This window comes from Devosia sp. J2-20, assembly GCF_055808475.1.
Genome location: NZ_CM147870.1, coordinates 3,575,116 through 3,594,699, shown reverse-complemented (window position 1 = coordinate 3,594,699; position 19,584 = coordinate 3,575,116). Strand labels below are relative to the sequence as shown.

The window sequence follows — 19,584 nt, the reverse complement described above, 5'->3', positions numbered from 1 at the left end:
TCGGACCGATCAACTCTCTGTCGGCAAGGGGCCTTCCACGATCGGCGTGGGGGCCCCTTGCCACGTCATACGATAGATATCGCCCTGCCGCACCGACTGAACCGCAGCCGGGCGCAACGCGACAAAGCAGGTACCGCCAGTGTGGCGCACCGATGGATAGACAATCCCATTGAGCCCGTGCGCGCGGGCCGCCTCTGCTAGACGATTGCCCTCGGGATAGGCGCGCGTGGCGTCGGCGCCCAGCGCTGCATGCTCGGGCCTGGCGCGCAGATCGAGATAGGCGCCCGCCAGGCTGCACAGCATCTCGGCATACTCGACCACCGTCTCATAAACCCCGGTATCGGCCAGAAACCGCGTCAGGTGAAAGCCGACCTCGGCCAGGCACGTCTGGGTGGACAACGCCGCATACCAAGCGCCGCGCTGGCTGCCATTGAACCGATTGGGCTGCCGGGGGCGGGCATAGGCAAATGAGGCATTGATGAAATGGGCGTGCGGCACGTCATAAACCAGCTCATTGGCCGCCAGTCCGGTGACCCCGTGCTCCTGCGCCCGCAATCGACTGCTGGTCGCGCCCTCGATTTCGGCCAGCATGGCCAGTTCCGCATCGCCATCGGCAAGCGTGGCCAGCACCGAAGCGCGCAAGCGGGCCGTGCTCACCAGCCGGACGGTGGTAGGGATGGCAATCGTGGCAATGGGCACACCATCAAGCGACAATCACAGGCCCCCGCGCACGGCGTCCACATAACGGCGCACTTCGAGCATTTGCGGAATGCCGCCCCTGATCATGGAGTCGATGGGGTTCATGCGGGCAAACAGCGGCCCGGCATTGTCCAGCCGCAACCAGCGGTCTGCCATCTCGTCGGCGAAGAGCAGGTGCAGGCCCTTATAGATGCCAACAAGCGCTGAAATGCGGGTCATCTGATCCTGGCTGAGCGGCTTGTCCTTGCCGTTCTGCTTCATGCGCTCCCAGGTGCTGCTCGATACATCAAGCAGGGCGGCGGCCTGCAGTCCCGTCAGCCCCCATTGCACCACCAGCCGACGATAGGCCTTGAGCGCAACCGCGGATAGCCGGGCCCGATCGGCTTCGACGGCAAAATCCTGCCTCTCCTGGGTAGCGACACTGTCGAGCATGGTAGTGCGTTCCATCAAATGAATATGTATTTCTACTTCAAATAATGGCAATAAGTCCAGATTTCAAGTGTCAGGGCAGGCGATAGGGGCCGCCAGAGCAATCCTGGGCCTGCCAATAGCTATCGACCGGGGTGTAGTCGCCCCTGGCCAGTTGCTCGATCCGGGCGGCAAAGGCCATGGCCTGACACTCATCGCGCCCGGCCACCTGGGGCGGGATGCGCACAAAGGCGGCAAACCGGTTGCAGGAACCACTATTGTCAGGGCGGATATCGAAGGTCAGCTCCGTCTGTCCTGGCCACGCCCCGCCAGCAAAGCGATGCCGATACAGCGCATCGCCATAGGCGCCAATATCAACGCCCGACAGCGACTGACCCAGCCGGGGTCGGGCCGCTTCGAACTGGGTAATGGCCCCTTCGAGCGCGCGCGTCAGCATGATCTGCTCATCACCCCGCGCCATGCCGGGCACACTGCACAGGCACAGCGCAACAATCAGGCGCCACGGGCTCACCACCGTCAGCCCCGCACCGGGCGCAATACATTGCGGATGGCAAAACTGGACTGAATGCGCGTCACGCTGGGCAGACGCGACAGCACCTCCGTGTGCAGTCGCTCGTAATCTGAGACGCTGGCGGCTTCCACCCGCACCAGATAGTCGGTCATGCCGGCCATCAGATAGCATTCGCGCACTTCGGCACAGCCGCGCAGCGCGTGTTCAAAACGGCGCAGCACATCATCGGTCTGCCGCTCCAGCGTGATCTGCACAATAGCCACGATGGTGTCGCCCGGCGTTGGTTCATCCACAATGGCGGTATAGCCGCGAATGACACCGCTGTTTTCCAGCTCCCGCAAGCGTCGCAGACAGGCCGATGGAGACAGGCCTACGGCATCGGCAAGACTGGCATTGCTCATGCGACCGTCGCGGCGCAGCTGTGTGACGATTGCCTGATCAATCCGGTCCATATCGAACAACTTTCTACTACAATGCCGCAGTAATATGCGCGGAGTTGCACTTCTTGCAATTATCTTGCATCAAAGTGAAGGACATTTCACGGCTTCTGCGCCAGAATTATGGCTTGCGACGGTTCAGCTGGGGACCGGCAATGTTTCGTGGAGAGCAGTCATGCGCGTGATCGTTCTGGGCGGCGGCGTCATCGGTGTTACAACGGCCTATTATCTGGCCAGGGCCGGCCATGCCGTCACGGTGCTGGAACGTCAGGACGCGGTGGCGCACGAAACCAGTTTCGCCAATGCCGGGCAGATTTCGCCCGGCTATTCTTCCCCTGGGCTGCGCCCGGTGTGCCGCGCAAGGCGCTCAAATGGCTGTTCATGCGCCACGCCCCGCTGATCGTGCAGCCCCGGCTCGACCCGGCCACCATTGCCTGGTGCCTGTCCATTCTGCGCAATTGCACGCTTGGCCGCTATCAGGTGAACAAGTCGCGCATGGTGCGACTGGCCGAATATAGCCGCGACCAGCTCATGGCGCTTCGGGCCGATACCGGCATTGATTACGTCAATCGCAGTCAGGGCACGTTGCAGCTGTTCCGCTATGACAAGCAGGTTGAAGGCGCCCACAAGGATACCGAAGTGCTCGCCGCCGATGGCGTGCCGTTTGAATTGCTTGATGCGGCGGGCTGCATTGCCGCCGAACCCGGTCTGGCCAAGGCGCGCGACAAGATCGCTGGCGGCCTTCGCCTGCCCAATGACGAAACCGGTGACTGCTTCATCTTCACCACCAAGCTGGCCGAAATGGCCCGCGAACTGGGCGTCGAATTCCGCTTTGGCGTTGATATCGACGCGCTGGTCACCGAAGGCGACAAGGTGCGCGCCGTGCGCACCAATCAGGGCGAGCTTGAAGCCGATGTCTTCGTCGGTGCGCTGGGCAGTTTCACGCCCGCCATGGTCAAGCCGCTCGGGCTCAATGTGCCGGTCTATCCGGTCAAGGGCTACTCCATCACCGTGCCGATCATCGATGAAACCCGGGCGCCGACCTCCACTGTGCTCGATGAAAGCTACAAGGTTGCCGTCACCCGTCTGGGCGACCGTATCCGCGTTGGCGGCATGGCCGAGATCGCCGGTTTTGACACCACCTTGCATGATCGTCGCCGCAAGACGCTCGAGCATGTCGTCACCGACCTCTACGAAGGCGCCGGTGATGTCAGCCGCGCAACCTTCTGGACCGGATTGCGTCCCATGACGCCCGATGGCACCCCTGTTGTCGGCCCCACCCGCTATCCCAATTTCTATCTCAACACCGGCCATGGCACGCTCGGCTGGACCATGGCCTGCGGCTCGGCGCGCATTACCGCCGACATGATCAGCGGCAATACGCCCGAAATCGATACCCACGATCTGGGGCTGGCGCGCTACGCCTGAGCGCGCCAAAGCCTGTGACCACGGTGCAACAGCAGGCGTGCCATGGCCCCTCAGCCCTTAAACCAGCCACATTTACTCTGGAAAACCACTGCCGTGACCGCGTGGTGCAAGCTGTTGTGACGACAGTGCACCGCGAGTCGGTCAGGGTCGGCCTTTAACCAGTCGCTAACCTCTTGTTTCCCATTTGCGCGGAACAGAGTAGAAGCGGCCAAAAGGCTCTGCTGTAGGTTTGCTTGATGGATTTCCGCATTTCCGCCGATGACCGCGTTGGCGCTCAGCCCAAAAAGGCGAGCAAGCCCAGGCAAACGGCAAAGGCCGAAGCCAAGCCGCGCAAGGGCGCGCGCGTCGAACCATCGCTGGGACAGGCCTCGAGCATGTTCAGCACCGGCGAACGCCCCGTGGGCGGTTCGGGCAATGGCCCCAAGGGCGGCGGCAAGCCCCCCGGCGCGGCAAGGCATCGACCCCGCGCGGCAACAAGCCACGCAAATCGCGTTCCGGCGGCTTCTTGATGGGCCTGCTCTGGTGGGGCTTTGTCGCCTGCCTGTGGGGCGGTATCGCGGTGATTGGCATCATCGTCTATTACGGCGCGCAGCTGCCCTCATCCAATACCTGGGCCGTGCCCGACCGGCCGCCCAATATCCGCATTCTGGCCGCTGATGGCAGCCTGATCTCCAATCGTGGCCAGACCGGCGGCGAAGCGGTGACCTATCGCGAGCTGCCCTATTATGTCCCCGCGGCCATCATCGCCAGCGAAGACCGCCGCTTCATGAGCCATTTCGGTGTCGATCCGATCGGCATGGCCTCGGTCGTGCTTGAAATGATCAAGGCGCGTGGTGTCACCCGTGGTGCCTCCACCATCACCCAGCAGGTGGCCAAGAACCTGTTCCTCACGCCCGACCAGACCCTGGGCCGCAAGGTGCAGGAAGCCATTCTGGCCGTCTGGCTGGAACAGAACTATACCAAGGAAGAAATCCTCGAACTCTATATGAACCGCGTCTATTTCGGCGCCGGTGCAACCGGCATCGAGGCCGCCGCGCAGACCTATTTCGGTGTTTCGGCGCGCAATCTGTCGCTGGGTCAGGCCGCCATGCTGGCCGGCATTCTGCCCGCGCCATCGGCCTATAACCCCAAATCCAGCCCCGAACGCGCCATTGAGCGTCAGCGCCTGTCGCTCAATGCCATGGCGTCCGAAGGCTATATTACCGCTGAAGAAGCCACCGCCGCCCAGATTGACCCCAATCAGAGCGTGCGCACCCGCGTCGCCGGTTCGGAATCCTATGTCGCTGACTGGGTCGAAAGCCTGATGACTGCCTATATCGGCGACATCGAGAGCGATGTGATCGTGCAGACCACTATCGACTACAAGATGCAAAAAGACGCCGAGTTCATCGTACGCGAACAGGTCGCGGCCGAAGGCGGCAAGCGCGGCTTCACCCAGGGCGCGCTGGTGGCCATGGATGTGGACGGCAAGGTTCGCGCCATGGTGGGCGGTGTCGACTATCAAAAGAGCCAGTATAACCGCGCCGTCACCGCCAAACGCCAGCCCGGTTCGACCTTCAAGCCCTTCGTCTATATGGCTGCAATGGAAAAGGGCTATACGCCCGACACTTTGGCCGAAGACGCCCAGTTCGACTATAATGGCTGGAGCCCGCGCAACGCCTCGGGCAAGTATGCCGGCACGGTGACCCTGCGTCAGGGTCTGGCCTATTCGATCAATACCATTGCCGCGCGACTGGCCATCGACGTCACCCCGCAGGCGGTCATCGATGTGGCGACCCGCATGGGCATTTCCTCCGAGCTGATTGCGGTGCCTTCCATCGCGCTGGGCACCCAGGAAGTGAACCTGCTCGAGCTGACCAGTGCCTACGCACCCTTCGCCAATGGCGGCATGGGCGTCATCCCCAACGTCATCACCCGCATCGAATCCAAGGCGGGCGACGTGCTCTATGAAGCCTCCGATGCTGGCCCCGGCCGTGTCGTGGCGCCTGACGTGCTCGCCAAGATGGACGATATGCTGCGCACCGCTGTTGAAGTGGGCACCGGCAAGCGCGCCAATATTGGCGGCTGGGAAGTGGGCGGCAAGACCGGCACCACCCAGGACGCCAAGGACGCGCTGTTTATCGGCTTTACCTCCGCCATGGTCACCGGCGTCTGGCTGGGCAATGACGACGCCACCAAGACCACCTTGTCGGGCGGCAATGTACCCGCAACCATCTGGTCGCAATTCATGACCAAGGCCCTTGCGGGCAAGCAGGCGGCCCCCATTCCCGGCGGCAGCTATGAAGGCCAGCTGGTCAGCCAGCCCGTGGTTGATCCAAACACCGGTCAGGTGATCATCGACCCCAATACCGGCCAGCCACAGGTGCAGTATGTCGACGCGGCAACCGGCCTGCCGGTGCAGACCGTGACCGATCCGGCCACCGGTCAGGTGGTCCAGATCGATCCCAATACCGGCCAGCCCATCGGCGCGGGCGTGCAGCCCTTGCAGTCCGGGCAGGATCTGACCGCCGGTGCCGGCCTGCCCGCGGGGGGCTTGATCATCGATGCCAATGGCCAGCAGATTGATCCCACCACGGGCCTGCCCGTGGGCCAGATCGTCACCGATCAGGCGATTGATCCGGTTACCGGCTTCCCGCTGCAGGCCCAGAGCAATGGCGTGGGTCAGGCCCCGATCGATCCCAATACCGGTCTGCCCATGGTGCTGGTGATCGACCCGGCCACCGGCCAGCAGGTCTGGGTGCCCAGCGCCCCTGCCCAGGCGCCGCAACAGATCCAGCAGCAGGCGCCAGCCAATGACAATCCACGCACCTTGATGGATCTGATCTTCGGCAATTAGCCCGGAATGAAAATCAGGCGCGTGGTGGCCTAGCTGCCATGCGCCATCAACTGGCGACCATGCGCCTTGAGCCAGGCGCGACCCCTTGCCATATCGGGCAGGGTGCGCTCCACGGTAGCCCAGAACGCAGCCGAATGGTTCATCTCGACCAGATGGGCGACCTCATGGGCGGCCACATAATCGAGCACGAAGGGCGGCGCCAGAACCAGCCGCCAATTGTAATTGATATTGCCCGAACTTGAACACGAGCCCCAGCGGCTCGCCTGGCTGCGCATCTTGATGGTCTTGACGCTTACCCCCAGCCGCGCGGCGTGATAGGCGCTGCGCTCGCTCAGATCGGCGTGCGCCTCATCCTTGAGCCAGTCGGTCAGCCGCCGCGCCTGATGCGCCAGATCGCCGGGCACCAGCAGCACCATTTCTCCATCGTCTTCAGCCAGTTCCACTCGGCCGCGCAGCTTGCCTGTGCCGATAATGCGATGATCCACCCCACGTAGCGGCACCACGCCCCCGTCGGTAAAGCTGGCCGCCTGCGGCGCCCGCTTGATCCGCGCTGCCAGCCAGTTGTGCTGACGGGCGAGGAAGGCCTCGGCCTCGGCCCATTTGCCATGCGGTGGCAGCGTCAGCACCGGACCGCCATTATGTGGCAGGCTCAGCCGATAGCTGCGCGCCCGTGCATTGACCCGCACGGTCACGCTCACCGCTTCGCCATCAATACTGATGACGGTCGATGGCGGGATTTTCGGTTTGGTGCGGAAGAACAGGTTCATCGGGGGCTCGGGAATCGCTGGGCCGATACTAACGTGATTTGGCGCGATTGCGGTGTCCGACCGGACACAAAAAAACGCCCCGCGGCGGGGCGCCAGTACAGCCGGGGCATGGCTGGCTTTGGAAAAGGTCAGCGACGCACCGCAGCGCGTCGCTTGTCTTGGTCTGGCTGCGGCCTAGCCGTTATTGTTCCAGCCATTATTGTTGTTCTGGTCGCCATCATTGTGATCGTTCTGCTCGGGCTTGGGCTCGGTATAGCCCTGGCGCGAACCGCGGCGGTCATTCATGAAACGGTCGAACTCTTCACGATCCTTGGCCTTGTTCAGATTGGCCATGTATTCGTGGAACTGCTCGATCTCGGCGTCCAGACGGGCGCGCTCTTCCTCGAGGCGCTTGAGCTGTTCGCTGCGATATTCGTCAAAGGCGGCATTGCCGCTCGAGCTCATGCCGTAGTGGTGGCTGTGCCGACCATGATGGCGATGCTTGCCCGAGGTGCACCAGTCGCGGCCCTTGTTGAAATAGGCCTGCGCCTTTTCCGGCGAACCGCCGAATTTTTCACCCCACAGGATATAGCCGAGCACGGCCAGACCCAGAGGCCAGAACAGAATAAAGCCCATTACCATGAGCGCGATGGTCAAGGGGACCATTGTGGTTTGATGATTGCTGTGGTCATTTCGCTTACTTTCTCCCAGTCACGATGATCAATACGTGGCCCATCCTGGGGTAGGATCAAGCGTGTGCCTGTGCATTTTTGGCTCTTGAAATGACGATTTTCTGTCCCTATAGCGCGACAAAATTTAGCGAGCCCAAGGCTTTGAGATGTCCATAATCCAGGCTGATGGCCTGCCCCTGCCCTCGACCTGGCGCCCCTTGCGGCTGCAGACACTGGTGCTCGTGCGCTGGCTGGCCGTGGGAGGACAGGCCATTGGCGTGCTGTTTGTCGCCTTTGGCCTGGGGTTTCCCCTGCCGCTACTGGAGTGCTTCATCCTGATCGGCGCCTCGGCTGCAGTCAATCTGTGGCTGGTCTGGCACTTTGGCGCCGCCTATCGGCCCAGCAGCCTGTTTGCTACCGGGCAGGTCGCCTTTGATCTGTGCCAGCTTGGCTGCCTGCTGGCGCTCACCGGCGGACTGCAAAACCCCTTCTCGCTGCTGCTGCTGGCGCCCGTTTCGGTGTCGGCGACCACCCTGCCGCAGCGCTCGACCCTGGTCATTGCGCTGCTGGCCGCCGTGATTGCCTCGGTGCTGGCGGTCTGGCATCTGCCGCTGCCCTGGGATCCGCTCGAAACCATCGTGTTCAACCGCATCTATGTGATCGGCATCTGGGTCTCGATCATTTGCGGTGTGGTGTTTATCTCCGCCTATACCAACCGTGTCGCCCACGATGCGCGCCAGATCGCTGACGCCCTGGCGGCAACAGAGCTGGCGCTGTCGCGCAAGGAACAGCTCTCGGCGCTCGATGGTCTGGCCGCCGCAGCAGCCCATGAACTGGGCACGCCGCTCTCCACCATTGCCCTGGCTGCCAAGGAAATGCGCGCCGATGCGCCCGCGGACAGCGATCTGGCTTCAGATGTCGAACTGATCATCGAGCAGGCGGCGCGCTGCCGCGCCATTCTGGCCAAGCTGCGCAATCTCGACAATCATCACGACGATCCCTTCGCCGCCGTGCCCATCACCGATCTGCTGGCCGAGGTCGCCCGCCCTCATGAGGGGCGCGGCAAGGCCATTCTGTTCTATTACGAGCGCGCCGCTGGCGAACCGCCGGTCTTTAACCGCAGCGTCGGTCTGCTCTATGGTCTGGGCAATCTGATCGAGAACGCCGCCGACTTTGCGCGCCAGACCGTGCGCGTCGAGGCCGGTTGGGATCGCGACAGCATTTCTGTGTCGATCACCGATGATGGGCCCGGCTTTGCGCCCGAGCTGATTGCCCGGCTGGGCGAGCCCTATCTGACCAGCCGCCCGCGCGACCCCCATGGTCCCGATGCCAGCAAGCCCGGCGGGCTGGGCCTGGGCGTTTTCATTGCCAAGACCCTGCTCGAACGCACCGGCGCGCGGCTGGCGTTTCAGAACATTGCGTCCGATGGTCACGCCCAGGTGCGGATTGTCTGGCCACGCACTGCAATCGAGCTATAGATCCAAAACACCGGTTTTGACGTAACAGGTGCAACAGCCTATGGGAAAGCCATGAGCACGATCGAAGACCTTCTTGCCACCGATCCAAGCCTGTTGCTTGTTGACGATGATATGGCATTTTTGCAGCGCCTTGAGCGCGCCATGACCCGGCGCGGCTTTGACGTGCGTATCGCCAGCACTGTTGCCGATGGCCTGGCCGCTGTCGCGGAAAAGCCCCCCGCCTATGCGGTGGTCGATCTGCGGCTCGAAGATGGCAATGGCCTCGAGGTCGTTTCGGCCCTGCACCAGAAGCGCCCCGATGCGCGCGCCGTGGTGCTGACCGGCTATGGCAATATCGCCACCGCCGTGACTGCGGTGAAGCTGGGGGCGGTCGATTATCTCTCCAAGCCTGCTGATGCCGATGATGTCATCAACGCCCTGCTGGCCACCGGCGAAGACAAGCCCGAGCCACCGGAAAACCCGATGTCGGCCGATCGTGTGCGCTGGGAGCATATCCAGCGCGTCTATGAACTGTGCGATCGCAATGTCTCGGAAACCGCGCGGCGCCTCAACATGCATCGCCGCACCCTGCAGCGCATTCTGGCCAAGCGCGCCCCGCGCTAGCGTCAGGACAATCCGCAAGAGATTTACCTGTCTCGACATTACCGGGCCAGTCAGGCTTACTTCGACACGTTAGCGTGAAAAGCGAGGAGCCGGGCCATGACTGTTACCCTTCACTTCCACGGTGCGGCTGGCACGGTAACCGGGTCCTGCTATCGCGTTGACCATCCCGGCGGCCATTTTCTGGTCGATTGCGGCATGTTCCAGGGCAATCGCACGGTCCGCGCGCTCAACCTCAAGCCGACCCCCTTCGATGTCAAATCTATCGATTTCCTGCTGCTCACCCACGCCCATATCGACCATGTCGGCCTGCTGCCCAAGCTGTATGCCGAAGGCTGGCGCGGATCGGCCTGGATGACCGAACCCACGGCCGGTCTGCTCGAATACATGCTGCCCGACAGTGCCGGTATTCAGGAAAGCGAAGCCGAACGCGAAACCCGCAAGCGCAGCCGGCGCGGCGACGAACCCGTCAAGCCGCTTTACACCAAGGCCGACGCCGACGAGGCGCTCAAGCACCGCCAGACCTGTGCCTATGAAAACTGGATCGAGCCGGGCCCTGGTGTACGCGCCCGCTACTGGAATGCCGGCCACATCATCGGTTCGGCCTCAATCGAGGTTGAGGTGATGGATGGTGACACGCCGGTGCGGCTGATGTTCTCGGGCGACATCGGCCCCGACGAGAAGGTATTTTACAAGGAGCCCGACGCGCCGGCTGGCTTTGACTACATTGTCTGCGAATCCACCTATGGCGGTCGTGACCGCGACGATTATACCCTGCTGCAGCGCCGCGAAGTGCTCAAGGCTGAGATCAACGAGGCGCTGGGTCGCGGTGGCAATCTGATCATTCCCACCTTCGCCGTCGAGCGCAGCCAGGAATTGCTGCACGACATTGGCTATCTCATCAAGACCGGCGAGATCGACCCCAAGCTGGTGTTTCTCGACAGCCCGCTCGCCAGCAAGGTCACCAGCGTCTATCGCAAATACGCCAAGATGTTCGACGACGTCGAACTGGGCGCCGACGAGCTGTTCAACGATCCACGCTTCCGCATCATCGAGGCGGTCGAGGATTCCAAGGCCATCAATACCATTCGCGGCGGCGCCATCATCATGAGCGCTTCGGGCATGTGCGATGCCGGGCGTATCAAGCACCATCTGCGCAACAATCTGATCCGCCGCAACGCTACCGTGCTGTTTGTGGGCTATCAGGCGCCCGGCACGCTGGGCCATGTCATTCTGACAGGCGCCAAGCAGGCCCGGATTCACGGCTCGGTCGTACCGATCCGCGCCAATATCCGCTCGCTGGGCAATTATTCAGCCCATGCCGACCACTCCGAACTGATGGACTGGATCACCGCGCGCCTGCCCGCCCATGGCGCGATCTTTCTCAGCCATGGCGAGGATGAGGAGCGCCTGGCGCTGCGCAAGGCGCTGATGACCACCGGCCTGGGCGGCGACCAGATCATCCTGCCCCAGCTTGATGACTATTTCGAACTGACCGCAACCGGCGTCACCGGCAAGGCGGCGGCGACCACGCCACGCATCGACCCCAATCAGGTCCATTCGGACTGGCACAATGCCTTTTCCGATTTCACCATCCGGCTCAGCCAGCGGCTGGCCGAGGGCAGTGACGAGGAAAAGCTGGCGCTGATGCAGGCGCTGCAGGCCGAACTGTCCACGCTGGGTGTGGCGCCATCACCGGCCCATCGCGAAACCGCCATTACCCCTGTGGAGCATGAGCTGGACGGCCAGGCCTGAGCCGCCCGGCCATCAGCCAGGACAGGACCAGCAGCGGCAGCAGCATGGCAAAGGCACTGCGAATGCCAAAGCCCTCGGCCACGGTGCCGATCAGCACCGGCGCGCCCAGATTGACCAGTTGGAAGATCAGTGTGGTCGCCGCCACATTTTCCGAGGCCGGCCGGTCGCCCAGCCGGGCGGCGGCGGACAGGGTCAAGGGGAACAGCACACAGATGCCCACCCCCACCAGCCCGAACCCTGCCAGCGCGCTGGCCGCGTTGGGGGAAGCCACCAGCAGCACCATGCCCACCAGCGCCACCGCCGAGAGCGTGCGGGCCACCCGGACCGGGCCGAACCGGTCGATCCAGCGATCCGCCACCAGTCGGCCAATGGCCATGGTCAACAGCAGGGCCGGCAGTGCCAGCGATTCAATCCAGGCGGCAACCTCGAAATTGTCGCGCAGATAGATGATCGACCAGCTGCGCGACGCGCCTTCGGTCAGCGCCGCCCCCAGGCCAAAGGCCACCAGCCCCATGGTGGCCCAGCTGGGCCAGGCCAACCGCTTCCTGGCGGCGCCGGCATGGGCACGCGGCGGCACGATGGGCATGGGCACAACAATGATCAGCAGCAGCGCGATCGTCACCGGCGCCAGCGCCCACATATGCAGCGCCGGTGAGACATCGAAGCCGCGCAGCGCCGCGCCCAGCAGCGAGGTGAGCAGAAACCCCACGCTCCAGGCGCCGTGACAGCGGTTCATGATGCGCTGTTCGGTCGCCGCCTCGATGCGGTCGGCCTCTACATTGATGGCGATATTGGTCAGCGAAAAACCAATGCCATTGATCATCAGCAGCACGAACAGCGCCACGGGATGCAGCAGCACCGTGATCAGCGCCGCCGAGATGATGGCCACCGGCAGCACGCCGAGAATGACAGCGCGCGGCCCGAACCGCTCGATCACCCGGCTGGAGAACAGGAACGTGCCCAGCGCGCCCACTGCGGGGCCCATCAGCACCAGCCCGAGCTGGGATTCGCTGAGCCCCACCAGCAGCTGGATATCGGGAATGCGCGTATGAATAGCACCAATGGCCAGGGCATGAACGAAGAACAGCGCAATGATGCGCCAGCGGGCAATGGGCATGGGACTCACTTCGGACCGGGGTCCATCAAGGCGTGGATACGGTCCGCGCCAAGGCGGGCCAGTTTGAGCGTCAGCGCCTTGCGGCGGGCTGGCGCCAGGGGCGTATTGGGGCTGTCGCGCAAAATGGCGCCGTCATGGCCATCGGCCACGATCAGCCCCTCGCTTTGCGGAAAGATATCGGCATCCAGCTCGGGCGGCTTGGCAAAAAAGAACTTGTCGGAGAAGTCGCGATATTCCGGCCATTTCCTGTCGACCTGGAAATCGATCAGGCTCGACTTGATTTCAACGATCCAGATTTCCCCCTTGGGGCCGATTCCCAGCACGTCGGCCCGTCGACCGCTTTTCAGCGTCACTTCGGCAAAGCACGCCATGTCAAAACTCTCGCGCAGCAGTCGCATCACCCCGCGCTGCACCCGCAGCGCGGTGGCCGATTGGCGCAGATCGACAATAGGCGGCAGATCCTCAGCCATGCGGTGGCAGTGGCTCGGGCGCCAACCCGCTCGCGTCCGCCAGCTTGCGATCCCCCAGCGCAAAGCTCGAGGCCCACAGACCGGCCGCCAACAAGGGCAGGCAAACCAGATATGAGGCGCGTATGTTGATAAACTCGGCAACAAAGCCGAGCAGTGGCGGCGCCAGGAAGAACACCACGACGCTCACCTGCCCGATGGCGGCGACGTTGACGGCGGCGGGTCGGTCGGTCCGTTGCGCGGCCGCCGATACGGCGAGCGGGTAGACTGCCGAGCAGCCGGCCCCCATCAGCGCGAAACCCAGCAATGCCAGTTCGGGAACCGGTGTCAGCCCGATCAGCAACGCGCCCAGGCCCGCCGCGGTCAGCATGCCCATGGCGACCTTGCGCGGGCCGTAGCGGCGAACAATAGGATCGGCGCCAAGGCGCATCACGGCCATGAAGAAGGCGAACAGAGCCAGCCCCATGCCCCCCACCAGCGGTTCGACGGCAAACACGTCGCGCATATAGATGGCTGACCAGTCGATACCGGCGCCCTCGACAAGAAACGCCGAAAACCCGATGAGACAGAGCGGCAGCAGACCACGATTAGGAAACGCAAAGCGCTGCCCGGCGGCCTCGGTCTGGCTGCGCGCGGTCTTTGGCGTGTTGGTCGCCCCATAGATCAGATAACCCGCCGCGGTGATCACGATGAGGGCGACCAGTCCGAGGTGAAGTCCAGCCGACACGTCCGACTGCCGGATCACGGCACCGAACAGCGCGGTAATGAAGAAGCCGACACTCCAAAAACCATGCGCGCGGTTCATGTAATGCCCGCCGGTATGGGTTTCGAGACGATCAATCTCCACATTGAGGTTGATCTCCAGCGCCCCCACCAAAAGCCCGACAGTCACCAGCACGGCAAAGACGGCCGGGGCGTTGGGAAGCCAGGGAATGGTGGAGATCAGGATTGCTGGCCCCAGCGTGGTGAAAAAGGCCGTGAGCCGAAACCCCAGTTTCTCGACAATGGGCGATCCCACGGTCAGCGAAATCAATGAACCCAGCGCCATCCCGGTCATGGTCAGGCCCAATTGGCCTTCGCTGACCCCCAGATGGGTCTGGATGTCGGGCAGGCGGGCCATCAAGGCGCCAATCGTCGCCGCAAAGAAGAAGAAGCATGCATAGATGCGGTGTTGCGGCGCGATGGTCAGCCGCGCCATGCCATGGGGGCCAGAGCTCATTGTGCCGGCACCGCCTTGGGTGGCCGTGACCCCAGCGCGCTGGCGGTAATCAGGCTCAGGACAATAAGCGGAAGGCCAATGCCAAAGGCCCAGCGAATGCCGAAATGCTCGGCCACATAACCCAGCAGCGGTGGTCCGAGCAGGAAGCCGACAAATGAGATCTGCGCCAGCGCCGCCACATTGACCGCCGCCGAGCGGTCGGTGCGCTGCGCTGCCGCCGACATGGCCAACGGAAAGATCGCGCTGGTGCCAACGCCCATCAGCGCCAGGCCGACATAGGCGAGCCACTGATAGGGGCTGACAAACACCAGCACCGTGCCGATGCCCAGAATGGTCAGCAGGGTCCGCGCCACAATGGTCGGGCTGGAGCGATCAACGAATTTGTCGGCAAAGAACCGGGTAACCGCCTGGGCACCAGCACCCAGCGCCACGGCAAAACCGGCCCAGAACGGATCGGCCATGAATACGTCGCGCATATAGATGGCGGACCAGTCAATGCCGGCCCCTTCCATCACCACGGCCGAAAAGGTGACACAGACCAGCACCAGAATGGCCAGCGTCGGGCGGGCAAAGCGGGGACCGCTATCGGTTGCGGTACTGACACGATGCCGGGCGGCCTCGAACCGGCCCAGCACCACCACGGTGGCCAGTGTCACCACCGGCACCATGATGGCCAGATGCCATTGCGGCGAGATACCGGCCTGGGCAACCAGCGCGCCAACCATGCCGGCGCTGAAAAAGCCGAAGCTCCAGAAGGCGTGCGCCCGGTTCATGATGCGGAAGCCCACGGCATGCTCGACCCGGTCGGCCTCAAGATTGACGATCAGCTCGATGCAGCCAATCGTGGCCCCCACCGGCACCAGCAGCACAAACAGCGTAAGCGGCGATGGCGCGAGCACCGCGATTGCATAGAGCACGGCCAGCAGCGGCAAGGCGCCCAGCAGCGCGCGGCGATAGCCGATCTCGCTCCAGAAACGGGCCGGCAAAGGTCAGCGACAGCAGGGTGCCCAGCGCAGCGCCGATCAGCGAAAGCCCCAGTGCGCCTTCGCCCACGCCCATGGCCTCCTGAATGGCCGGCAGGCGCGGATAGATGCTGCCCATGCAAAACGAATAAATATAGAACGCGGCGAACACGCGTATCTGTGGCGCCAGCTTGAGGCCGAAATTCATGGAAGACTACTCGTGAGGCTGATTTGCGGCTGCACGCTATGCCAAATCGAGCCCTAGGGAAAGCAGCGGTGCAAACGTTTCTTCCTGCAACAATAACGTTGCACCAGCATCGTCAGGCCCGGGCTGAAACGAGCGTGCGGCGCGGATTGTGCTCGACGAACTCATCGCGCACCACATTCACCCCGGTGCTCAGATTGCGGATGATGTCGAGGCGCCGGAACTGTCCGCCCTTGCGGTTGTCTGCCGGGGTGTTGCGGGGGCTCACCCGGCCACGGCGATCCGGTCCGAAATAGCCCGGCGTTTCATAATAGGTAAACTGCGTGCCGATCTGGCGATTGATCCGCTCCATCACCCGGCTGCGGGTGAAGGGCATGGTGACCACATCGTCAAAGCCCATATTGATGCAGCGCGTTATGGTCTCGACTGACGGACTTTCGGAAAAATAGATCAGTGGCGAAAAACGCAGCCTGCGGCTGGCAGAAAACCGGATCGCCTCGGCCACATCACGCAGCGCACTCACATCGGGCACGGCCGCGAACAGGAAATAGCACACGGGCGTGCGGCTGACCTGCTGCTCGGCCTGTGGCACGCCCCCATAGGGCTGCACCGTTCCAAAATTGAGCCGTCGGGCCATTTCGCTCAGTCCCGCACCCGCCCCGTCACTGGGTCCCACAACATAGACTGTTGGCTTCATGCCGCACGTCTCCTCCGCATTCCCGAAGCCAGTCTAGCCGTGGAATACTAAAGTGAGCCTAAAGACTGGCAATAAAGCAGAAAAACGAAAAACGGGCCGCCCCTTTCGAGGTCGGCCCGCAATACAATCAGGTCTGATTGCAGTATTCAGAGCTGGCTGATGCACACCGATGTGACGCCGCGATTGCGGAAGCCGAGCTTGGTGGCAGCGGCCTTGGAAAGATCGATGATGCGCTTGCCGACAAACGGGCCGCGATCATTGATGGTCACTTCGATTTCTCGACCAGTACGCTGATCGGTAACTTTGACCTTGGTGCCGAAGGGCAGGGAGCGATGGGCAGCGGTCATGGCGTTTTCATTGAAGATTTCGCCTGATGCGGCGGTCTTTCCATTGAACCCAGGACCGTACCAGGAGGCGCCGCCACATTGGGCATAGGCTGCAGTGGAAACAGAGAACAGGACGGCAGCAAGGGCGGCGACGGATACGGCTTTTTTAATCAAGACAGGAACTCACGAAGTTGGTGTTGGCCGCTGCCTAATCCAGCCCGCAGGCCAGAATGTGCCCGAATTGGTCACAACTGGCCTCGATCATGGAACTGTTGCCCATGTGCCGCAGTGATTATCGCCTTGATCGCGCCATAGTCAGCCCGGTCTCGCCAATATTGGAGAAACTGAATCCGTGATTGTCGGAATTCTCGGAATGAGATCGACCCGATTTTTTAATTCGAGGATTCATCTTGCGCGGTGTGCCCATGAAGCCACAGTTCCCACCCGACTGGCCGGGATAGCCCGGTTTTGCTGGGTTCCCTGAAAAATGGCCGGCTGTTTTGGCCGTGGATGGCTTTTTATGGCGCGATTGTGGCGCCCGTCGCGTCGCCCGAATTGTGCGGTTGCGATAACGTTTTGCCAATCACTTGGGTGTCACACTGCGCCTGCTTAGGACGCAGGCAATGAATTTAGACTGGACTCACCGTCTTCGGGTGTCGCGCAAAACAGCGCCGGCCACGATGGACGAGCATCATGCAATCAGGACAATTGGCCGGCTATTGGTGATTTCCATCACCACGCTGGTGGTTAGTTGTGTCGTAATGCTGACGACCGGACAGATGGTCAAAGGGATTTACGAACAGACGACCGCCGAGGCCGAGCACGTTCGCGCGGCCAATGGCATTGACCTGCTGGTCAGCCAGTTCGGTCCGCTCACCCCCGAGGGGGCCGAAACCATCGGTCGCATCGCCGGGCTGAAAAACGCCTATCTCTCGCAAACCGCGCCCACGGCGCCCGATCTGAGAATGATCCCCTTGCTGGGCGAACAGGCGGTGTCGGGCAGCTATCTGGTCTGGACTGAAAACTCCTTCGGCAACGACATGTTCAGGCTGTTTGCGCCGATCCGGTTGCCCACCGTATCGATCATGCTGCTGATCGTGATCGGCTTGATGGTCTATGTGCACCGGCTGGTCAGTGACATCGAGCGCCAGCGCCGCCTTGCGCATCGCCAGTCACGCACAGATGTGGTGACCGGACTGGATAATCGCCTGGCCTTTGAAACCGCCATTGGCAGGCTGAGCCAGGCCGGGACGCCCTTTGGCATTGTCATCATCGACCTTGACCTGTTCAAGGCGGTCAATGATGCGCTGGGCCACGCCGCGGGCGACATTGTGCTGCGCACCGTGGGACAGCGGCTCGAGGATCTGATGGGCCCCGGTGATCAACTGGCGCGGCTGGGGGGCGATGAATTTGTCATGGTTCGGGTCAACAAGCCTGACCCCGCGGGCCTGTCGATCCTGGCGCGCGAGTGCATTTTTGCCATCGAGCAGCCGATCGAACTGACCGGTGGACGCAACGTCAAGGTCGGCGCCAGTCTGGGCATTGTAGCAGCCGGCAGCGGCGGCCTGCCGCCCTCAACCTTGCTCGGCGCAGCCGACACCGCGCTTTACCGCGCCAAGGCCCAGCCCGGCAGCGCTTTCCAGTTTGCCGGTGATTCCCCGGCCAGCGCCGATCACTGGCATCTGCGCTGCGCCTAGCCTCTGATCCTATCCAACAATCAGGCGATCAAGGCTCCAGTCACCGGCGCCAGTGGCGATCAGCACCAGCAGCGCGGCCGATAGAAGTGTTTCCGGCGCATAGAGCAGGTTTTCCAGTTTGTGGATGCCATGCCCCTTGGCATTCGGCAATGTCACGGTGGCAAAGGCAACCACGCTGATGCCGAGCAGGGCCAGCGCGCTCGGTACGCTCAACAGGCCGACTAACAGCGATGCGCCAGCCAGCATTTCGATGACCGAAAGCGGCCGCGCCAAGGCAGCGGGCACGCCTGCCGAGGTCAGCGTCTGCCGCATGCTGTGTGTCCGGTCGGGTTTGGTGAGCTTGAAATAGCCTGACAGGGCAAACATCAGCCCCACGACCAGCCGCAGCAGCAGCAATACCAAATCGGTCAGTGCGGGAATTTGTGTCAGCCAGATCAAAACGCGCTCCTCGTGCTGCAAACCAATGCCGCACCGGACGTGATCGTTCCTTGTGGCCTCAGTCAGGCGCGCTAGGCGCTCTTGGGGCGAGGTGTCAGGCCATGCAGGAACAATTGTTCGAGATAGCGCGCAGCGTCCTCGAACCGCCCCTCGCCATTGCGACCAGGCCCCAGCACCGCGCGCACCTGCACGTCGAAATCGGCATAGTGCTGCGTTGTCGCCCAGATCGAAAAGATCAGATGGTAGGGATCGGTGCGGGCCAGCTTGCCCTGATCCATCCAGCGCGACAGCAGCCGCGCCTTCTCATCGACCAGAGATTTGAGATCCACCTCGATCATTTCCACGATGCGGGGCGCGCCCTGCAGCATCTCATTGGCAAACAACCGGCTTTCGCGCGGATAGTCGCGCGCCATTTCCAGCTTGCGCCGGATATAGGAGCGGATTTCCGGGAACGGGTCGCCCGCGCCATCCATCTCCTTGAGCGGCGCCAGCCAGGTTTCCAGCAGTGCCGCGATCAGGCGGCGGTGGATCTCTTCCTTGCGCGGGAAGTAATACAGCAGATTGGGTTTGCTCATCCCGGCAACCTCGGCGATCTGATCGATCGTGGCGCCACGGAAGCCATGCATGGAAAACACCTCCAGCGCTGCCTCCAGAATGACATTCTGTTTTTCGCGCTGAATGCGCGTCAACGGCCGTGGTTTGGCATGGGGATGTGCCGCTGTCTTGGCGTCAGCCTTGTGCTGGCGCTTGGGCGCGGGGGTCGGATCGGCACTTTTCATTTTGGTCGGCGGCATTTTTCGCCTTGCGAGAAAGTTTTGGAGTGCTAAGTTTTTTCCAACTGGTCAAAATTCAGAGCATTGCGCTCT

20 protein-coding genes and 1 pseudogene are annotated in these 19,584 nt (G+C 62.5%); 7 read left to right on the top strand and 14 right to left on the bottom strand.

What is annotated here, in order from left to right:
• Positions 1–9: 9 nt before the first annotated feature.
• Genes AC0L37_RS17870 through AC0L37_RS17855 form a run of 4 tightly spaced genes read right to left on the bottom strand, consistent with a single transcriptional unit; the run spans position 10 to position 2,091 of the window.
• Positions 10–714, bottom strand: coding sequence for an RES family NAD+ phosphorylase (locus AC0L37_RS17870; RefSeq protein ID WP_282222448.1), 705 nt, complete (start codon positions 712–714; stop codon positions 10–12).
• On the bottom strand, positions 715–1,146 hold the full coding sequence (locus AC0L37_RS17865) for an antitoxin Xre-like helix-turn-helix domain-containing protein (RefSeq protein WP_282222449.1): 432 nt from the start codon (positions 1,144–1,146) through the stop codon (positions 715–717).
• A gap of 55 nt (positions 1,147–1,201) precedes the next feature.
• Positions 1,202–1,639, bottom strand: coding sequence for a hypothetical protein (locus tag AC0L37_RS17860; RefSeq protein ID WP_282222450.1), 438 nt, complete (start codon positions 1,637–1,639; stop codon positions 1,202–1,204).
• Between the two features lie 5 nt (positions 1,640–1,644).
• On the bottom strand, positions 1,645–2,091 hold the full coding sequence (locus AC0L37_RS17855) for an Lrp/AsnC family transcriptional regulator (RefSeq protein ID WP_427857123.1): 447 nt from the start codon (positions 2,089–2,091) through the stop codon (positions 1,645–1,647).
• Between the two features lie 160 nt (positions 2,092–2,251).
• On the opposite strand from AC0L37_RS17855, the pseudogene AC0L37_RS17850 reads away from it, so the two are divergent.
• The 3 genes and pseudogenes from AC0L37_RS17850 (at position 2,252) to AC0L37_RS17840 (ending at position 6,340) form a co-directional block, all read left to right on the top strand.
• Positions 2,252–3,504: pseudogene (locus tag AC0L37_RS17850) on the top strand (D-amino acid dehydrogenase).
• Positions 3,505–3,740: 236 nt separating this feature from the next.
• Positions 3,741–4,013, top strand: coding sequence for a hypothetical protein (locus tag AC0L37_RS17845; RefSeq protein WP_282222451.1), 273 nt, complete (start codon positions 3,741–3,743; stop codon positions 4,011–4,013).
• A complete protein-coding gene (locus tag AC0L37_RS17840) occupies positions 4,013–6,340 on the top strand; it encodes a PBP1A family penicillin-binding protein (protein WP_282222452.1) in 2,328 nt (775 codons plus the stop codon). Before AC0L37_RS17845 ends, AC0L37_RS17840 begins: the two co-directional genes overlap by 1 nt.
• Positions 6,341–6,369: 29 nt before the next feature.
• On the opposite strand, the gene AC0L37_RS17835 is transcribed toward AC0L37_RS17840, so the two are convergent.
• Positions 6,370–7,107: a M48 family metallopeptidase gene (locus tag AC0L37_RS17835; protein WP_282222453.1), complete on the bottom strand. Its 738-nt coding sequence runs from the start codon at positions 7,105–7,107 to the stop codon at positions 6,370–6,372.
• 174 nt (positions 7,108–7,281) lie between these two features.
• Entirely contained in the window at positions 7,282–7,743 is a 462-nt protein-coding gene (locus AC0L37_RS17830; protein ID WP_473313613.1) for a DUF2852 domain-containing protein, read from the bottom strand.
• A gap of 181 nt (positions 7,744–7,924) precedes the next feature.
• Here AC0L37_RS17830 and AC0L37_RS17825 point away from each other — a divergent pair, with 181 nt between their 5' ends.
• From AC0L37_RS17825 to AC0L37_RS17815, 3 genes are all read left to right on the top strand, one after another.
• Positions 7,925–9,235, top strand: a complete 1,311-nt coding sequence (locus AC0L37_RS17825) for an ActS/PrrB/RegB family redox-sensitive histidine kinase (RefSeq protein WP_212660193.1) — start codon at positions 7,925–7,927, stop codon at positions 9,233–9,235.
• A 51-nt stretch (positions 9,236–9,286) separates the two neighbouring features.
• Positions 9,287–9,838, top strand: a complete 552-nt coding sequence (locus AC0L37_RS17820; RefSeq protein WP_212660194.1) for an ActR/PrrA/RegA family redox response regulator transcription factor — start codon at positions 9,287–9,289, stop codon at positions 9,836–9,838.
• Positions 9,839–9,934: 96 nt separating this feature from the next.
• A complete protein-coding gene (locus AC0L37_RS17815) occupies positions 9,935–11,590 on the top strand; it encodes an MBL fold metallo-hydrolase RNA specificity domain-containing protein (protein ID WP_282222455.1) in 1,656 nt (551 codons plus the stop codon).
• On the opposite strand, the gene AC0L37_RS17810 is transcribed toward AC0L37_RS17815, so the two are convergent.
• The 6 genes from AC0L37_RS17810 to AC0L37_RS17785 all read right to left on the bottom strand — a co-directional run bounded on the left by AC0L37_RS17810 (position 11,553) and on the right by AC0L37_RS17785 (position 16,757).
• Positions 11,553–12,707 carry an MFS transporter gene (locus AC0L37_RS17810; protein WP_282222456.1) on the bottom strand — a complete coding sequence of 385 codons (1,155 nt, stop codon included), beginning with the start codon at positions 12,705–12,707 and terminating at the stop codon, positions 11,553–11,555. The two genes, AC0L37_RS17815 and AC0L37_RS17810, sit on opposite strands and share 38 nt — an antisense overlap.
• 5 nt (positions 12,708–12,712) lie before the next feature.
• Positions 12,713–13,177 carry an MmcB family DNA repair protein gene (locus AC0L37_RS17805; RefSeq protein WP_212660197.1) on the bottom strand — a complete coding sequence of 155 codons (465 nt, stop codon included), beginning with the start codon at positions 13,175–13,177 and terminating at the stop codon, positions 12,713–12,715.
• Positions 13,170–14,363 (bottom strand): MFS transporter, encoded by a 1,194-nt coding sequence (locus AC0L37_RS17800; RefSeq protein ID WP_473315454.1) that lies wholly within the window; start codon positions 14,361–14,363, stop codon positions 13,170–13,172. The genes AC0L37_RS17805 and AC0L37_RS17800 overlap by 8 nt, the downstream gene beginning before the upstream one ends.
• A gap of 26 nt (positions 14,364–14,389) precedes the next feature.
• Complete coding sequence (locus AC0L37_RS17795) at positions 14,390–15,379, bottom strand: MFS transporter (RefSeq protein WP_473313606.1); 990 nt, start codon at positions 15,377–15,379, stop codon at positions 14,390–14,392.
• Between the two features lie 296 nt (positions 15,380–15,675).
• On the bottom strand, positions 15,676–16,257 hold the full coding sequence (locus AC0L37_RS17790; protein ID WP_282222458.1) for a hypothetical protein: 582 nt from the start codon (positions 16,255–16,257) through the stop codon (positions 15,676–15,678).
• Positions 16,258–16,403: 146 nt separating this feature from the next.
• Positions 16,404–16,757: a septal ring lytic transglycosylase RlpA family protein gene (locus AC0L37_RS17785; RefSeq protein ID WP_212660200.1), complete on the bottom strand. Its 354-nt coding sequence runs from the start codon at positions 16,755–16,757 to the stop codon at positions 16,404–16,406.
• Positions 16,758–17,206: 449 nt separating this feature from the next.
• Between AC0L37_RS17785 and AC0L37_RS17780 the strand changes: the two genes are divergently transcribed.
• A complete protein-coding gene (locus AC0L37_RS17780) occupies positions 17,207–18,280 on the top strand; it encodes a GGDEF domain-containing protein (RefSeq protein WP_282222459.1) in 1,074 nt (357 codons plus the stop codon).
• A gap of 9 nt (positions 18,281–18,289) precedes the next feature.
• Here AC0L37_RS17780 and AC0L37_RS17775 read toward each other — a convergent pair whose 3' ends face one another.
• The gene (locus AC0L37_RS17775; protein ID WP_282222460.1) at positions 18,290–18,718 is read right to left on the bottom strand and encodes a DoxX family protein; all 429 of its coding nucleotides are present in this window, start codon (positions 18,716–18,718) and stop codon (positions 18,290–18,292) included.
• A 71-nt stretch (positions 18,719–18,789) separates the two neighbouring features.
• Complete coding sequence (locus AC0L37_RS17770; protein ID WP_282222461.1) at positions 18,790–19,512, bottom strand: TetR family transcriptional regulator C-terminal domain-containing protein; 723 nt, start codon at positions 19,510–19,512, stop codon at positions 18,790–18,792.
• Between the last annotated feature and the right edge of the window lie 72 nt (positions 19,513–19,584).

Excerpts from the sequence above, each read along its gene's own strand:
- AC0L37_RS17790 (WP_282222458.1), bottom strand. The coding sequence starts at position 16,257 with ATGAAGCCAACAGTCTATGTTGTGGGACCCAGTGACGGGGCGGGTGCG.
- AC0L37_RS17825 (WP_212660193.1), top strand. The coding sequence starts at position 7,925 with ATGTCCATAATCCAGGCTGATGGCCTGCCCCTGCCCTCGACCTGGCGC.
- AC0L37_RS17840 (WP_282222452.1), top strand. The coding sequence starts at position 4,013 with ATGGGCCTGCTCTGGTGGGGCTTTGTCGCCTGCCTGTGGGGCGGTATC.
- AC0L37_RS17855 (WP_427857123.1), bottom strand. The coding sequence starts at position 2,091 with ATGGACCGGATTGATCAGGCAATCGTCACACAGCTGCGCCGCGACGGT.
- AC0L37_RS17815 (WP_282222455.1), top strand. The coding sequence starts at position 9,935 with ATGACTGTTACCCTTCACTTCCACGGTGCGGCTGGCACGGTAACCGGG.
- AC0L37_RS17820 (WP_212660194.1), top strand. The coding sequence starts at position 9,287 with ATGAGCACGATCGAAGACCTTCTTGCCACCGATCCAAGCCTGTTGCTT.
- AC0L37_RS17770 (WP_282222461.1), bottom strand. The coding sequence starts at position 19,512 with ATGCCGCCGACCAAAATGAAAAGTGCCGATCCGACCCCCGCGCCCAAG.
- AC0L37_RS17865 (WP_282222449.1), bottom strand. The coding sequence starts at position 1,146 with ATGGAACGCACTACCATGCTCGACAGTGTCGCTACCCAGGAGAGGCAG.
- AC0L37_RS17845 (WP_282222451.1), top strand. The coding sequence starts at position 3,741 with ATGGATTTCCGCATTTCCGCCGATGACCGCGTTGGCGCTCAGCCCAAA.
- AC0L37_RS17835 (WP_282222453.1), bottom strand. The coding sequence starts at position 7,107 with ATGAACCTGTTCTTCCGCACCAAACCGAAAATCCCGCCATCGACCGTC.
- AC0L37_RS17810 (WP_282222456.1), bottom strand. The coding sequence starts at position 12,707 with ATGCCCATTGCCCGCTGGCGCATCATTGCGCTGTTCTTCGTTCATGCC.
- AC0L37_RS17780 (WP_282222459.1), top strand. The coding sequence starts at position 17,207 with ATGAATTTAGACTGGACTCACCGTCTTCGGGTGTCGCGCAAAACAGCG.
- AC0L37_RS17805 (WP_212660197.1), bottom strand. The coding sequence starts at position 13,177 with ATGGCTGAGGATCTGCCGCCTATTGTCGATCTGCGCCAATCGGCCACC.